This is a genomic window from Peribacillus simplex (assembly GCF_001578185.1).
Classification (GTDB): Bacteria; Bacillota; Bacilli; order Bacillales; family DSM-1321; genus Peribacillus; species Peribacillus simplex_A.
The window spans coordinates 4,379,874-4,395,981 of sequence record NZ_CP011008.1 but is presented as its reverse complement, the minus strand read 5'-3'; the positions used below and the strand labels follow the sequence as shown (position 1 = coordinate 4,395,981).

General features: G+C 40.6%; 14 protein-coding genes and 3 pseudogenes. 11 read left to right on the top strand and 6 right to left on the bottom strand.

All coding sequences use genetic code 11. The annotated features are described in order from the left end of the window. Nucleotides 1-514: 514 nt before the first annotated feature. Nucleotides 515-2,419: an endonuclease MutS2 gene (locus tag UP17_RS20530; RefSeq protein WP_061464858.1), complete on the top strand. Its 1,905-nt coding sequence runs from the start codon at nt 515-517 to the stop codon at nt 2,417-2,419. A gap of 111 nt (nt 2,420-2,530) precedes the next feature. Here UP17_RS20530 and UP17_RS28385 read toward each other — a convergent pair whose 3' ends face one another. Continuing rightward, nucleotides 2,531-2,674: a hypothetical protein gene (locus tag UP17_RS28385; protein ID WP_167555999.1), complete on the bottom strand. Its 144-nt coding sequence runs from the start codon at nt 2,672-2,674 to the stop codon at nt 2,531-2,533. A gap of 33 nt (nt 2,675-2,707) precedes the next feature. Continuing rightward, on the bottom strand, nt 2,708-3,673 hold the full coding sequence (locus UP17_RS20525) for a DMT family transporter (RefSeq protein ID WP_061464856.1): 966 nt from the start codon (nt 3,671-3,673) through the stop codon (nt 2,708-2,710). 138 nt (nt 3,674-3,811) lie between these two features. On the opposite strand from UP17_RS20525, the gene UP17_RS20520 reads away from it, so the two are divergent. Together UP17_RS20520 and UP17_RS26990 are read left to right on the top strand one after the other, a co-directional pair. Next, entirely contained in the window at nt 3,812-4,702 is an 891-nt protein-coding gene (locus tag UP17_RS20520) for a LysR family transcriptional regulator (protein ID WP_061464854.1), read from the top strand. A 192-nt stretch (nt 4,703-4,894) separates the two neighbouring features. Then, nucleotides 4,895-5,050, top strand: a complete 156-nt coding sequence (locus tag UP17_RS26990; protein WP_065310844.1) for a DUF1540 domain-containing protein — start codon at nt 4,895-4,897, stop codon at nt 5,048-5,050. Between the two features lie 806 nt (nt 5,051-5,856). On the opposite strand, the pseudogene UP17_RS29785 reads toward UP17_RS26990, so the two are convergent. Beyond that, nucleotides 5,857-6,015 (bottom strand): annotated as a pseudogene (locus tag UP17_RS29785) (O-methyltransferase); the annotation flags it as partial. A gap of 68 nt (nt 6,016-6,083) precedes the next feature. After that, nucleotides 6,084-6,412: pseudogene (locus UP17_RS28995) on the bottom strand (hypothetical protein). Nucleotides 6,413-6,595: 183 nt separating this feature from the next. Between UP17_RS28995 and UP17_RS20510 the strand changes: the two are divergent. Further along, nucleotides 6,596-7,156 carry a TetR/AcrR family transcriptional regulator gene (locus tag UP17_RS20510; RefSeq protein ID WP_061464849.1) on the top strand — a complete coding sequence of 187 codons (561 nt, stop codon included), beginning with the start codon at nt 6,596-6,598 and terminating at the stop codon, nt 7,154-7,156. A 3-nt stretch (nt 7,157-7,159) separates the two neighbouring features. Then, nucleotides 7,160-8,548, top strand: a complete 1,389-nt coding sequence (locus UP17_RS20505) for a DHA2 family efflux MFS transporter permease subunit (RefSeq protein ID WP_250211709.1) — start codon at nt 7,160-7,162, stop codon at nt 8,546-8,548. Nucleotides 8,549-8,590: 42 nt separating this feature from the next. On the opposite strand, the gene UP17_RS20500 is transcribed toward UP17_RS20505, so the two are convergent. Together UP17_RS20500 and UP17_RS20495 are read right to left on the bottom strand one after the other, a co-directional pair. After that, nucleotides 8,591-9,034 (bottom strand): MarR family winged helix-turn-helix transcriptional regulator, encoded by a 444-nt coding sequence (locus tag UP17_RS20500; protein WP_061464847.1) that lies wholly within the window; start codon nt 9,032-9,034, stop codon nt 8,591-8,593. Nucleotides 9,035-9,113: 79 nt separating this feature from the next. Then, the gene (locus tag UP17_RS20495) at nt 9,114-10,205 is read right to left on the bottom strand and encodes a low temperature requirement protein A (protein WP_061464845.1); all 1,092 of its coding nucleotides are present in this window, start codon (nt 10,203-10,205) and stop codon (nt 9,114-9,116) included. A gap of 218 nt (nt 10,206-10,423) precedes the next feature. Between UP17_RS20495 and UP17_RS26980 the strand changes: the two are divergent. From UP17_RS26980 to UP17_RS20465, 6 genes and pseudogenes are all read left to right on the top strand, one after another. Further along, nucleotides 10,424-10,824: pseudogene (locus UP17_RS26980) on the top strand (isochorismatase family protein); the annotation flags it as partial. A 383-nt stretch (nt 10,825-11,207) separates the two neighbouring features. Beyond that, entirely contained in the window at nt 11,208-13,271 is a 2,064-nt protein-coding gene (locus UP17_RS20485) for a BglG family transcription antiterminator (RefSeq protein WP_061464841.1), read from the top strand. Beyond that, nucleotides 13,268-13,534, top strand: a complete 267-nt coding sequence (locus UP17_RS20480; RefSeq protein ID WP_048883162.1) for a PTS sugar transporter subunit IIB — start codon at nt 13,268-13,270, stop codon at nt 13,532-13,534. Before UP17_RS20485 ends, UP17_RS20480 begins: the two co-directional genes overlap by 4 nt. A 16-nt stretch (nt 13,535-13,550) precedes the next feature. Continuing rightward, the gene (locus UP17_RS20475; RefSeq protein WP_048883161.1) at nt 13,551-13,817 is read left to right on the top strand and encodes a PTS sugar transporter subunit IIB; all 267 of its coding nucleotides are present in this window, start codon (nt 13,551-13,553) and stop codon (nt 13,815-13,817) included. A 32-nt stretch (nt 13,818-13,849) separates the two neighbouring features. Further along, nucleotides 13,850-15,118 carry a PTS ascorbate transporter subunit IIC gene (locus tag UP17_RS20470; protein ID WP_061464839.1) on the top strand — a complete coding sequence of 423 codons (1,269 nt, stop codon included), beginning with the start codon at nt 13,850-13,852 and terminating at the stop codon, nt 15,116-15,118. A gap of 120 nt (nt 15,119-15,238) precedes the next feature. Next, complete coding sequence (locus tag UP17_RS20465; protein WP_061464837.1) at nt 15,239-16,084, top strand: Cof-type HAD-IIB family hydrolase; 846 nt, start codon at nt 15,239-15,241, stop codon at nt 16,082-16,084. Nucleotides 16,085-16,108: the final 24 nt, after the last annotated feature.

The window sequence follows — 16,108 nt, the reverse complement described above, 5'->3', positions numbered from 1 at the left end:
AACCACTCATCCTCCCAAGATGGCAATGGTTCTTCTTCTGACGATTAATTAAGTTAAAAATAATTGACTATTTTTTACTGATATGGTATGTTAATTCCAATCTAAGAAAAGGTGTGGTGTTTTATGTCGGGAGTAGGTATCAACTAATTTAGTTGAATAAGGTATTTAATCACTGATTGGTCAGTGGATTAAGTATGCCTTTTTCCACAGTGCAATTCTGCATTGTTGGATACCTACCTTAAGACTGCCTCCTTTTCCATAAATCGTGTAACATGTAGGTGTTACGACGAAAAGCATGGTGGGATTTGTCCTATCATGCTTTTTTGTGTACGCGGTTCTATTCGAGCTGCCCAATTTGTTATCGATTGTAGGTCCTTATCTATAGATAAGGCCGATGCCCGCAGGAGCTTTCTACTCAAATGGCTTGTTCATTTGTAAAGGTAGGGGGACTTTTGCGGGCATTTTTTGGATTCTGGGAATTTTAATCACTCACTCATTCAAGGGGGATCATTAGATGAATAAAATGACTTATGAAAAATTACAATATATCCAACTCAAGGAAATGGTGAAAAACCATTGCGTAAGCGGATTGGGAAAAGCGTTATTGGATCAGCTTAAGCCGAGCAGGCATTTGAATGTCGTTAAAAATCGTTTAAATGAGACCACTGAGGCAAGGAATTTACTGAATGCGGAAAGTCATATTCCCTTAAAAGGCATTTCACATGTTGGTTACCATATCGACAAATTGGAAAAGGGAATGATATTGGAGCCATCAGAGTTAGTGGCGATAGCAGACTTCTTAAGAGGCTGCAGGAATATCAAGAAATTCATGACCGATAAAGAGTTCTTTGCACCAACACTTCATTCCTACGCCCGCTCGATGACTGAATTCAGGAGCATTGAAGAAGAAATCCAATTCACCATCAAAGGAAATGCTGTTGTTTCCGAAGCAAGCAGGGATCTGAAACGGATCAGGAACCAAATCATCAAGACAGAAAGTAAAATAGAGGAACGGCTGAATAAGTTCTTGAAGAGCGGAGCCAATAAGGAGTTCATTCAGGAATCCTTCATAAGTAAAAAGGATGATCGCTACACCATCCCGATCAAAGCCTCCTATAAAAATCAGGTGGACGGAACGATCGTGGAAGTATCTGCAAAAGGGGCTACCGTGTTCATTGAACCTGCCTCTGTGACGAAATTGAATGTAGAATTGGCAAGTTTAAAAGCGGAGGAGTCGATGGAAGAGTATCAACTTTTGGCCACATTATCCGGAACGGTTTTCGAGCAATTGAAACCGATCAAGATAAACATCGAGTTAATCAGTCAATATGACATGATCTTCGCAAAAGCAAAGTTCAGTAAAAGCATGGATGCGATCGAACCGAAAATCAATGATCATGGTTATATTAAGTTAGAAGGCTGTAAACATCCCCTTTTGCCACAAAACAGTGTACCTTTGGATTTTGAAATCGGTAATGATTATCGCAGCTTGATCATTACAGGCCCTAATGCCGGTGGAAAGACTGTCGTCCTGAAAACGATCGGCATCCTAACGTTGGCTGTCATGTCAGGACTGCATGTTGCCGGGAAAGAAGGGACGGAACTTGCCGTCTTCGATCAAGTATTTGTCGACATCGGTGATAACCAAAGCATTGAAAATGCACTGAGCACGTTTTCATCGCATATGAAAAACATCTCGGAAATCATGGGGGCATTAACCAATAACTCATTGCTGCTGTTCGATGAAATCGGGAGCGGAACGGAACCGAATGAAGGCGCCGCTTTAGCGATTGCCATCCTTGAGGAATTTTATCAGAGGGGCTGCATAACCGTTGCGACGACCCATTATGGTGAAATCAAGCGCTATTCGGAAATACACAGTGATTTCATGAATGCGGCCATGCAATTCAACAGTGAAACACTTGAGCCAAAATACAAGCTGTTGATTGGTCAATCCGGGGAAAGCAATGCCCTCTGGATTGCAAAAAAAATGAATGTCCGTGAAAAGGTTCTTCAAAAGGCAAAGCACTATATCGAAAATAAAGACTACGATTTGGAGCGTGTCCAGGAAGGTAAAATTAAAAAAGCGAAGGTATCGGCGGTTCCAAAGGAAGCATTGTATGAATTTGAAGTCGGCGACAAGGTGAAGGTAAGCGAACTGGATGATTATGCGATCGTTTATAAGAAAAAGGACTCATATAATAATGTCGTCGTACTTTTCGAAGATACCTTCATGGAGGTTCATGCCAATAGGCTCGAGCTTGAAATAAAAGCCGTCGATTTATATCCGGAAGGCTATGATCTGAGTTCTTTATTTGTCAGTTATAAAGAAAGGAAATTGAACAGGGACCTTGAAAGGGGATCAAAAAAGGCTTTAAAGAATGTAGCGGCGGATATCCGGAAGAAACTTGGTGAATAGTACGGTCATGTGGCAGTAAAATATCGAAGCAAAGTGCAAAAAAAGCCTCAAATAAAGAGGCTTTTTTGCACATAGTTTTGCTTACAGGCACTGTTGTGCCAAATGTCCATTTTACTGATTTCTTTTACTTCTATCATTATATAGATTAATTAATTCTGCATTTTGCTCATTCATTTTTTTTACATTCTTATTAATCGTTGCCAATTCCCATAGTATAGCCAATCCAAAAATTATTATAATTGTTAAGTAATCCATTATTGTCCTCCCATTGATGTTTTGTACCATAAATTAACTGACTCTTTTTTCTTTCATTGGATTCAATTCTTCAACATGGGAAGGCAAGTTTTTTCTTTGATAATAATTGTTTTGAATTAAAGCATATATCACTAAAAAAGTTCCCAGTAATTCGAATGATGTAAGTGATCCCCCTTGGATAAAAACAATGGCTAACGTGGTTATTGGAACTAAATTGATAAATAGAATGCCATTAATGGGCGTTAAAAGTTTAATACCTAAATTCCAGCTTAAAAGTGCAATGGCACCCGGGAAAATAATCATGAAAATCATCTCGCCATAAATGGATTCAATAACCTCTGCTGTGGGGACAGGCAGGCCAATTAAAGTTGCAAGGAATGTTATGATTGCAGATACTGTTGTTCCCAAAATACACGTTAAAGTCGAATAGCGGAGTGTTGACCACCCATTAAATTGGTCGCCGCCCATCGTATATATAACCCATCCTATAACCCCAAAAAGAATGAAAAGTATAGGAATGATGCTATCCTTCAATAAAAATAGGAATGATAAATTGCCATTGGTAATCACAAGAATAGCCCCTATTAAGGCAAGGGACATACTTGCGATGGTATATTTCCTAGGTCTGGCATTTTTGAAAACCCACATTATCATAATTGAAATCATAGGCATTAATGATTCCATGATGGAAGCAACGATTACCCCGTTATGGCCCAGTAAGTCTTGACCTGCGAAAATGAGAAAGTTGTATACTGTAAACGCCATCGTTCCAAAAAACAATAAGTACTTTCCTTTCCCTTCCAAGCGAAAAGACTTCGTTCCCTCTTTAATTAAAAGCAATATCCCTAAAATTATGCTAACAGCTAAATATCGCAGAAAAGAGAAATAAAAAGGATCTATATACATGAGTGCCCTTTCTGCAACCGGAAACATGGCTCCCCAAGAAATGCTGGCTGTCAAACATAAAAGTGCACCGATTAAAACTTGATTCTTTTTCATTTAAAGCTTCCCCTCAAAAAAAATAATGATTGATTAAATTCCTATACACACCTTATGATAAAGTCATTATCATGTAAAATGACTTAAAGTGAATGTAACCATCATTATTAATGATATTTAGGAAAGGGGGTCACTTTTATGGAAATTCGGGATTTGCAAATATTCCAGTGCGTCGCTAAATATGGAAGCATAAGTAAGGCTGCTGTTGAGTTGAATTATGTCCAATCCAATGTAACGGCGAGGATTAAGCATTTGGAGCATGAGTTACGGACGCCTTTATTCAATAGGCATAAACGTGGTATGTCTTTAACTGCAGAGGCACGAAAGATGCTGGTGTATGTAAACAAAATTTTGCTTGATATGGAAGAACTCAAACAAGTATTCCTGGATAGTGAAACACCTACGGGGATATTGAACATCGGTACTGTTGAAACGGTCAGCGGCCTTCCTAAGATTCTCGCCTCTTATCATAAACAGTATCCAAATGTCGATTTATCCATAAAGGCTGGGTTAACGGAGGATTTAATTAAAGATGTTATTGAACATAGGCTGGATGGCGCTTTTGTTACAGGACCGATTAAACATCCACTCATTCAGCAATACGATGTGTGTACAGAAAAACTTGTTTTAGTTACAAGGAATGAAACATTAAACCTTGAAGAATTTTTAACAGAACCAATTTTAGTATTCAGTCAGGGGTGTGGATATCGATCTAAACTGGAGCAATGGTTGAAAGAGGAAGAAGTGATGCCTAAAAGGATTATGGAGTTCAATGTATTGGAAACCATCTTAACCAGCGTAACACTCGGCCTTGGCATTACCCTCGTACCACAATCAGCGGTAAATCACCTTGCAGCCAATGAAAATGTGCATGTTCATGCAATACCAGAAGAGTACGGCAATATTTCGACTGTCTTCATTCACCGTAAAGATGCTTACATGACAAACTCCATGCAAAGCTTCTTACAAACAATCGAAGCCAATCATGAATGTATGGTCAATCCGATATCAAGCCCGAACCATTCCTGAGCCAATATGAATCATTACATAGAAGAACGCTGAAACTTGTGCCTATCCCGAACATGCTTTGACAAACTGGCGTCCTTTTTCTGCCGGTCCTTAGATTCCGTTTTCATTAAAAACAAGGCACCCGAACCTGAAAAAGGAAAGTATCAAGAACCCCAACTTTGTTAATGATAGCAAATGAGGAGGTGTGATACGATGGCAAAGGATGTTCTATGTGAAGTGAATAATTGTAAATACTGGGATTCTGGAAACAAATGCAGTGCAGATGCTATTTATGTTGTCAGCCATAAAGGGAATCAAGCATCAAATAGCAAAGAAACGGATTGCAAAACATTTGATCCAGAAATTTAAATCATCGGGGGTAACCATCAAACTTGGTTACCCTCTTCCATTTTATTATTGATAATAAAAATCATTTTCATTCAAGATTATAGAAATTCCGTTATTTTTTCTTCATGAAAAGGATATTTGGGCGATAAACTCGTGAGTTTGATTGATGATATCGAAAGTTTGAGCGATATAATTGAGGGTTTGAGCACTTTACTCGAGAGTTAGAGCTATAAACTCGAGGTTGATCGATATAATCGAGAGCTTTATCGATAAATTCGGACATTTTAGCAATTTACTCGAGAGTTTGAGCAGCTTACTCGTGAGTTTGAGCAGCTTACTCGTGAGTTTGAGCAGTATACTCGTGAGTTTGGCTGTTTTACTCGTGAGTTTGCGCAATTTACTCGTGAATTAGCGCTTTACTCGTGATTTAGCGCTTTACACGAAAGTTTGGGCGATATACCCGAGAGATTGAGCGATATATGCTTGAATTTGCAATTTACTCGTGAATTTTAGCAATTTACTCGTGAGTTTGCGCAGTTTACTCGTGAGTTTTGCCGTTTTACTCGTGAATTTAGCAGTTTTACTCGTGAATTAGCGCTTTACACGAGAGTTTGGGCGATAAACTCGAGAGATTGAGCGATAAACTCGAGAGATTGAGCGATATATGCGTGAATTTGCGCTTTACTCGTGAGTTTGAGCAGTTTACTCGTGAATTTTAGCAATTTACTCGTGAGTTTTGCCGTTTTACTCGTGAATTTAGCAGTTTTACTCGTGAATTTGCGCTTTACACGAGAGTTTGAGCGATATACACGTGAATTTAGCTGTTTTAGCCCATCACCGATTGGAATAAGCAGGGATTCCAATTGAGGTTGATTGGCCACGTTTCCATTGAACGCCTTCATAAATGCAGGATAATGATTAGGTTGAGCATCTTTGTCTGCCACACTGCCTCCCGCAAGTACGTTATCCATAACGACTAAAGTACCCCCCGTCCCGCCAGTTTAGTAGGTAATTTCCATAAATTCCTTTGTCGGCGTTTTTAATTCAAGGGAGGTCAATTTTCCTTCCCTGCAGAATCCCCTGTATTGAAGGTTGCCTTTGCTTCACTTTCTTGTATTTCAAATAATTGAATGAATTCGTTGATTAACACATCAATGGCTTTTAATTCACCGACTAAGATTTGATTAATGGATTGAAATTCTGGTTATCTAACTGTTCCTTAATGGTTGAACGTCAAAGATCCATCATTTCTAAAGAAAGCAATTGCCGCCCTCGGCGAAAGGTTTTCGGGCCATGGCCATTTCCACTGTAATGCTCACCATGGTGATGTCCATCTTTCTTAAAATCCCTGAATTTTTCATTTCGAAAACCCCTCCTTTGTATACAAATTGTCAACTGTAAAAAATCCCCAATTTTTTTCGATAAATTAATTAAAATGCAATTTCAAAAAGTTTGTCTAAATTGTGAATTCGTTATTTAGAGAGCAAAAAAGTACTTACATCCAAAGAATTTTTTTTGTTATAGTAACAAATAGACCGGTTGGTATGGTGGAGGTGTGCTACGGAAATGGATACTAAATCGTTGATAATCGACCATGCAACGATTCTTTTCCAACAAAAAGGATATAAAGGTGTTGGACTGAGCGAAATCATAAAAGTATGTCATGTTACGAAAGGTTCGCTTTATCACCATTTTCCTAATGGAAAAGAGGAATTATTAATCGCTTGCCTTCATTCCTTGAATGAAGTAATTACAATGGATATCGTGGAGATTTTTGAACGATATCCGACAACATTAGAAGCGACAAATTCAATGATTGAAAAGCTAATCGTCAATTTAGAAAGAGAAGGGACGATTACGGGTTACACATTTAGCAGCATGGTAAGTGAAATGGCCACATTAAGTGAGCCTGTTCGAAAGGCTTGCGCCGAACTTTATACGAAAATTCAAGGGATTTATTTTAAAAAGCTACTGGAAGATGGATATTCAAAAGAGTTAGCTTCCAATATCGCATTGATGATGACAGCCTCCATCGAAGGGGCAATGATGCTTTGTTTGGCCGAAACATCAGCAAAGCCGCTAAAAGTAATTTCGCAATTGTTACCCAATATATTGAAGGAGTTTTAACAAGTGGATAATAAAAATATTAAAACAGGACCGGTAATGGCTGCTCTCTTGGTAGCAGGCTTTGTCGGGCTATTTAGTGAAACCGCCTTGAACATCGCCTTAGGTGAATTGAGCCACATTTTTGGCGTGGATGCGACGACAATACAATGGCTTGCAACTGGGTACTTTTTAACGCTTGGTATTTTAGTGCCGGTAACAGGAATTTTAATGCAAAAATTCACAACACGCCAAATGTTCATGGCGTCTTTATTTTTTTCAATCATCGGAACGGTCATCGCTGCAGCAGCACCGGCTTTTAGCGTGTTATTGACGGCCCGTGTCATTCAGGCAGCTGGACTGGCGATCATTTTGCCATTGACGCAAAATGTCATTTTCACGATTTTCCCACCGAATAAACGCGGCGGGGCAATGGGTGTGATGGGCTTAGTCATCTTGGCGGGTCCAGCATTCGGTCCTACATTGGCAGGAATGATTATAGATACGTTATCATGGCCTTGGATATTTTGGTTTACGATTCCGTTCTTGTTATTCTCCCTTATCTTCGGCTATATCTATATTCCGAATGTCAATGAAACTCGGCAAGTATCAATCGATATCGTGTCAGTTGTGTTATCGACGATTGGCTTTGGTGGAGTTGTATACGGTGTAAGTGTAGGCGGGGATCATGGTTGGACGAGTATGACGGTAATTGGAACGATCATCGTTGGAGTGATCGCCCTAATCCTGTTTGCAATCCGTCAAACGAAGATGGAAAACCCGATGTTGAATTTAAAAGCTTTCAAATACCCACTATTTGTACTGGGTCTTGCGATGAACGTGATTACATTTCTTAACATGTTATCGATGCTGGTTGTGTTGCCAATGTATATGCAAATGGCGTTATTGGTGTCTGCGTTCGCCACTGGGCTGATCATGCTGCCAGGAAGTCTATTAAACTGCGTATTTGCCCCGATCATCGGTCGGGTGTTCGATAAATATGGACCTCGTGCCGTAATTACACCAGGAACGATTCTGGTTGTCATTGGCTACGGGCTATATGCAATGTATGGAACAGACACAGCACTATGGATCATGGTTGTTACGCATATCGTGATGATGCTTGGCATTGGCATGGTGCTCGCTTCAGTACAAACGAATACATTGAATGCATTGCCAAAACAATTCTATCCGGATGGCATTGCGATCACGCAAACATCACAGCAAGTATCAGGAGCGATTGGCATAGCGGTCATGGTTTCGCTATTCTCTGCGAAGCAAAATGGCTACTTGACTAATGTGGCAAATGATTTACCGGCAGCTGCTGCCTCAGGTTCATCACTTGTATTTAAAGTTGGTTTGGTTTTCGCGAGCGTGAATGTGGTGCTTTCATTGTTCATGAAAAAACCGAAGTAACAAAGAAAAAAACAGATCACCATTCTTGCAGGTGATCTGTTTTTATTTTTGAACTTTACTAAGTAGATCTAAAAGCTGTTGTTTTTCCGTCTCACTCAAGTTGGCAAACTGTGATGTCTGAAAATGCTCTTGTTTTGGAACAACTTCATGAAAAAACTCTTTTCCTTCCTCAGTCAATGAAAGGTATTTTGTTTTCCATTCCTGTTCCCGTTTAATCAATCCCAATTCTTCCATTTTCCTTAATAGCTGAGTGATATTGCCTTTCGTCACAAAAAGCTTGTTTGCAAGTTCTTGCTGAGACAATCGTTCATGGGAACCCACTTGAACCAAGATATCGAATTGGGCTGCCGATAGATTCCATTTCTTTAAATGTTGATTGGACTCCCGAATACTTTGGTTATATATTCGTGTTATTCTGAACCATAACATTAAACCCAGTCGTTCCTCATTGTTAGATGTGGAGGGATTCGTTGTGTTTTCTTTCATGAATGTCACCTCATTCTTTCTTCGTCACATTCAGCTTATGAATAAACCAATATGGTGTCAAATGCAAAAACTTCCATCCTTATGTAATCGTTAGTTTGGCAAAGATGATAAAAAACAGTGTTAATTCGGCTATTATCACAATATTTGGTGCCGGGACAATCAAATTAAAAATAAAAAAGACTGCTAAAATCCCTAAAAATATCCCTAAATGATATATTTGCAAGCGCTGGTGCTTATGTCGATATTGGTGGAAAACAAAAGTGGTTGATATGAAATAGAGCAATACGGAACCAAAAACAAAATATAGGATAAATGAATAATGGACTTCCTGTAAAAACAATAATCTGATTGCCGCTGCAATCATGCTTATAGACATTAAAATAAACAGATGACCGTAAATGATGAGCTGGCCGGAAGATTGTACAGACTTGTCGACTTTCTTCTCCATGTTATCGAAATATTGCCACCACATAGATATTATCAGGACAAATGAAATGATAGAAAAGGCTATCGAATCCCAATTTCCTTGTTTAGGTTGGATTACCGCAAGAGTGCTCACAAGAGCTTCCCCAAAGAGAATGATGGTAAATAGACCGAATCGCTCTAACAAGTGGGCCGTATTTGTAGGAACCTTTTCTAAACACTTCCTTCCAAGGATCGGGATAATGATATCGATCAGGATGCCCAAATATAGCACAGCATATCGAAGCCAGGAATCAAAAAGGACGGAAAATAATGAAATGACGATTCCAATCCAAAAATACCTTCCCAAAAAGAGTGCTGCTTTTTTTCGAAATCCTTCTTCTATCCGCTGTACAACAAGATATTGGATAGCCGTCACGGCTCTTAAGCCAATATAACCAGTTAAAAAAGAAAGATAATAAGGATCAAAATCAACTGATAAGCTTGAGGTCATAATTAGGACAAAAAACATTTGCAATATCAAAAATAGCCGTTGATGAAATAAATCCTTTCCAAACCTGTTAATAAATATGGTTTGCCCTACCCAAGCCCACCAGATAGGAATAAAAATCAACACGAACTTTAATAAATACTCTAGATGGATATATCCATCTTCAACATGCAGTAAAACATGAGTTGCGCCCGCAACGGCCGCCACAAATAACAAATCATAAAAGAGCTCTAACCATGTAACTTTCTTTTCATCCATTTCTGCACTCCTCCCAATTCCCTTATAGGTTATAGTATGTTGTAAACATTCAGAAAATGGAAGGGGTTCAATATAACCAAAACCATTTACATTATCTTGGAGTGTGGAATTTAGAATTCATGATCAATTATGGGAAGTTCTTTTTACCAAACTATAAACTGATTAAAAACCAACGAAGGGGTTGGGGGAATTTCCCTACATACGAACTTTCTTCGTTCATGCAAGAAGTGGAAGAACTCTTTCCTAACGCGCCAAAAATAGCTCGGCCAGGACAAATTAACGCATGGGATAATGAAGATTTTGTTAAAGCAATCGAAGAAACTGGAAAAAAATAACTTATCATTGCGGGCGTGGTTACTGATGTCTGCGTTGCTTTCCCAGCACTTTCCGCTTTGAACGCAGGTTATGAAGTATTCGCTGTCACTGATGCTTCTGGAACAGTCAGCAAACAGGTAGCTGATACTGCTATAGCGCGTATGGCCCATAGCGGTGTGCAGCTTATGAATTGGTTTAGCGCAGCATGTGAATTACAGCGTGATTGACGCAACGATGTCGAAGGTTTTGGTGCATTCCTGGTTATCAAAATATAATCGGAAGCTATAGGGGAGCACAGCGCGATCAGCAAGCAGATTTAACACTGGGAGGGGACATTTGTCCCCTCTTATTTTTTATGAACATCTGCATTGTTTTCACCCTAGCTTCACCCCGAACTCCTTTTATTGCTCGGTCTCATGACCTCACTGGCCTCCACACTAAAAAACATTAGTTCTTTATCATGCATTCTAATATGTATGAAAAAGCCTACATAGTATCTTTTTCTACATATAGACTGCATTGAAAATGGATTACTGAACGAATATTGCATTAAGCAAGGATGCAGTATTGTGCACAAATGTTTAAAGAGTATATTATTGTGCAGTACCTATGACAACATTCGGACTTAGAAACGCTACATTTTTAATAAGAAGTGAGATATCGTAGAAGCAGGGAGAGGGATTGAGAATGTTTTTAGATGAAAGAAGCGCCAATTTACTAAAACTATTACAGCATTCGCCCATTTCAAAAATGAAAGAACTTGAAGCCCAAACAGGTCTGACGAGAAGACAAATACAATATGGTCTGAGCAAAGCGAATGACTGGCTCCATTTTCATGGATATCAACCGATTCAATATAATCGTGAAATGGGCTACTCCTTTTCTGAAACAATCAGGGATGAAGAATTGAATGTAAAACTGACAAAACGCAATTATATATTTTCAGAGACAGATAGGGAAAAAGTCTTTTACCTCATGATCTTGTTAAGCCAAGAAGAATTGTCCGTCTATCTTTTCCAGACGGTCACCGGGCTTTCAAGAAATACGGTGTTGAAGGATTTGAAAAGACTTAAAGAGAAAAACAAGGACATATCGCTCAAAATCCAGTATTCCAAACAAGATGGCTACGTGGTGATTGGGGAAAGCCGAGTAAAGAGATATATCATTGAACGTCTCGTGCATCGTGTACTGAATAGTCCCAATAGTGAATTAATCATGGAGTGCATATGGGGAAATCATGAAAAGCAAATCAGCTCGATCCGGTTACAGCTTGAAAGGATCGAACGTAATTTAGGCATCACCTTTACGGATGAACGGCTTCATGAACTGAGCTATTTATTTTTATGTACAGATCAGCTCATAGAAAAAGGGGAAGAGTTACAGGCCGACCAGAGCTGGGCTCCGTTTGTTGCGACAGAAGAATATAAAATGGTTGAGGAAATGACGAGATCGAATGCCTTTCAATCAGTATGGAGCGAAACGGAAAACTTATACGCAACCTTACATTTATTGAGCATGAACCGGACGAAGGATATTTCCCCGCTTAAGGATGATGAAGTCATTCAACATCTTTTGCAGGAAATCGTGGAAGAGTTCGAGAGGCTGGCATTTGTTCACCTGAAAGACAAAGAACAGCTATGCCAACAATTATACGTTCATTTTAAACCGGCATATCATCGCCTGCGGTATGGTCTCCCGCAACTTAACCCGATGACGGGACGGGTGCAGAAGGTCTATCCTGAATTGCATCATTTGACAAAAAAATCTCTGTGGGTGTTGGAGAAAGAGATTGGCTGTCCGGTATCCGAAGAGGAAGTCGCATACTTCACGATCTATTTTGGCGGATGGCTGCGCAGGCAAGGGACGACATTGGATGATCGAAAACGGGCGATTGTAGTATGCCCGAATGGTATTGGCATCAGCAATATCCTCATTTATACATTGAGGGAATTATTTCCGGATATTTTGTTCCTGGATGTTCTTTCCGTTAGAAATGCGGCTGAATCCCCACTTTCGTACGATCTAGTTTTTTCAACGGTGCATATGAGAACAAAAGCGGCATTATTCGTTGTACCGCCCATTTTGGAAATGCAGGACAAACATAAATTGCGCCAGCAAGTCATGCAGGAATTGTATGGATATACGACGGAAAGTGTAGATGTTTCAGCATTAGTAAAAGTCATTTCCAAGTATGCAACCATCCATGAACAGGATCAGCTTGAAAAGGCTTTGAAGTCGAATGTATATACCCATCAAAAAATAACCCAATTTTCTTTAAAGGAGGCAGAGAAGCCTGTGTTAGAAGAACTGCTCAATTTGCAAACGATTCAATTACAGCAGCATGTTTCCGATTGGAAAGAAGGCATTCAAGTCGCGGCCAAACCTCTCGTGGACTTAGGAACAGTCGAAGAACGATATGTGGATGCCATGATCGAAGCGATAGAAACGAATGGACCATATGTAGTGATAACGCCTGGAGTCGCGATTCCCCATGCACGTCCAGAGCAGGGGGTCAGGTCTTTATCCATGAGTTTGCTGAAATTGGATGAAGCCGTGGACTTTGCGCCAGATAAACCAGTTCGCCTGATTATCATTTTGGCGGCCGTAGATAACGATTCGCATCTGCGGGCATTGATCCAGCTCACTCAATTATTGAATGAACCGTCCAATATAGAAGAAATCCTACGCACTTCAGATAAATCTGTCCTTATGGAGTATGTTCATAAATATTCGAAGGAGGAAGCGGAATGAAAATCATGGTAGTATGCGGAAACGGATTGGGAAGCAGCTTCATCATGGAGATGAATGTGAAGAAAGCGTTGACGGAAATGGGTAAGACGGCCGAGGTGGATCATACGGATCTTGCATCTGCAAAAACGGTTCAGGCGGATATTTTCCTGGGAGCGGCGGATATTGTCGGTCAGCTGGATGATGGAACCCGGACGATCGTCACACTGGAGAACATGATGAGCATCCCTGAAATCAAATCTAAATTGGAAATGCATGTAGGATAAAAAAGGAGAGATTGATATGAAGAAAATCATGGTAGTATGCGGAAACGGATTGGGAAGCAGCTTCATCATGGAGATGAATGTGAAGAAAGCGTTGACGGAAATGGGTAAGACGGCCGAGGTGGATCATACGGATCTTGCATCTGCAAAAACGGTTCAGGCGGATATTTTCCTGGGAGCGGCGGATATTGTCGGTCAGCTGGATGATGGAACCCGGACGATCGTCACGCTGGAAAACATGATGAGCATTCCCGAAATCACATCGAAATTAGCTTCACATCTATAACAAGAAACAAATAGAAGAGGGGGAGAGAGGCAATGCTGGAACTTATCATGAATGACATCTTGGGTACACCTTCCATACTTGTGGGGCTGTTTGCCCTCATTGGACTGCTGTTACAGCGGAAATCCAGTGCGGATGTTGTATCTGGAACGCTAAAAACCGTCATGGGCTTCATTATTATTGGAGCGGGAGCGGCAGTGCTCATTGGCGCCCTTGATATATTCAGTAAAATGTTCGATCATGCATTCAATGTACAAGGGGTCATACCGAATAACGAAGCCATTGTCGCAGCTGCCCAAAGTGATTTTGGGACTTCGACTGCACTTATCATGGTTTTTGGTATGGTTGTCAATGTTTTACTGGCTCGTTTCACGCCATTTAAATATATATTCTTAACGGGACACCATACCTTATTCATGGCTTGTTTACTTGCAGTCACCCTATCGGTCGGCGGACTTGACGGTTTTCCGCTCATCTTGGTCGGTTCCATTCTATTAGGGGTATGCATGGTGATGTTCCCTGCCCTCCTTCAGCCATATGTACGGAAGATTACCGGAAGCGATGATTTTGCCATCGGCCATTTCGGGACAATCGGATATTTTGTATCCGCGACTGTTGGAAAATGGTTTGGAAATAAGGAAAAAACGACAGAGCAAATCAAGGTTCCCAAGTCTTTAGGATTCCTGAGGGATACATCAGTCGCTGTATCGCTTACGATGACGATGTTCTTCGTGATCGTCGCATTGTTTGCCGGACAGAACTATATTGAAAGGGAATTATCCGGCGGTTCGAACTTCATCGTATTCTCTTTCATCCAGGCGATAACATTCGCTGCAGGAGTCTACATCATCCTTGCAGGGGTACGGATGTTAATTGCTGAAATCGTCCCTGCCTTCAAAGGGATTGCCGATAAAGTCGCTCCTGACACGAAGCCTGCGCTAGATTGTCCGACCATCTTTCCATTCGCTCCAAATGCAGTGATCATCGGGTTCCTATTCAGTTTCTTGGCTGGACTATTATCCATGTTCCTCCTTCCGGTACTTGGATTGAAAGTCATCGTTCCGGGGCTTGTACCGCATTTCTTCACCGGAGCTGCAGCAGGTGTATTTGGAAATGCCACAGGCGGCAGACGCGGAGCGATGCTCGGGTCCTTTGCCAACGGACTCATCATTAGTTTCCTGCCGGCGATACTCCTTGTTTTCTTGGGGGATGTAGGGTTTGAAGGTACCACATTTGGTGATTCTGACTTCGGTGTGGTAGGTCTCCTAATTCTAAGCGTCATGAAACTTTTAGGATTATCCTAAACTGTTATACTGATAAGGTAAAGTAACAAAAATAAATGAATGAAAACAACAGCCTAAGATCTTTATAGATAATGGGCTGTTGGCATTTACATTATCATTCGGATTTTTGAGGTGATTTGCATGACCAATAAAGCAATTGTGCTCGATTTGGATGGCACGACATTGAACGAAAGAAATACTGTGAGTGAAACGCTGGAACAGTACATAGGGGAACTTAGGGAAAGTGGAAAGCTGATTTTCATTGCAACAGGAAGAACGCTGGAAGAAGCGAGGGACGTATTGCCGTCCGGCATGGAAGTCGATGGAATGGTGACTGCCAATGGAATGTCCGTCTTCATCGGAAAGAAACAGATCGTCGAAAATGCCCTGCCGCCGGAACTTGTGGAAGAATTGGTCGCCAAAGCAGGAGTGGGCGAGATTTTTTACGAAGTACATCCGAATGAAGGAACACGGATGGCATTACTTAAAGATAAAGGCTATATGGTTAAACAAGGTTTGGTGCCAAAGCCTGAGACAGTCGATGAAAATGAATGGCTATCAAGGCAGGATGCAGTGGAAGACAAAATAAGATGGTCAGAACAGCTGGATATAAGCAGCGTAGCCAAAATCTACTTTTTCAGCAATGAAATGGATACCATCCGAAAATGGAAAGCGGATTTGGGAGAAATCAAGCAGTACAATGCCTTCACAACAGCTTCCTCCACTCATCACAATGTAGAAGTGACCGTGGAAGGCGTCTCAAAAGCAACAGGCGTTCAACTATTACTGAAGCATTTCCAGCTAGGACCGGAAAATATCCTGGCAGTGGGCGATGGCGAAAATGACCTCCCGCTATTTAAACTCGCTGGACATTCCGTTGCCATGAAAAACGCCACAGACCTGGTCAAAGAACAAGCCGATGAAGTGACGGAGCATTCATATAGAGAAGATGGACTTTATCGCTTTTTGAAGGGTATGTTTCAATGACCAATAAAAAAAGGAAAATTTATA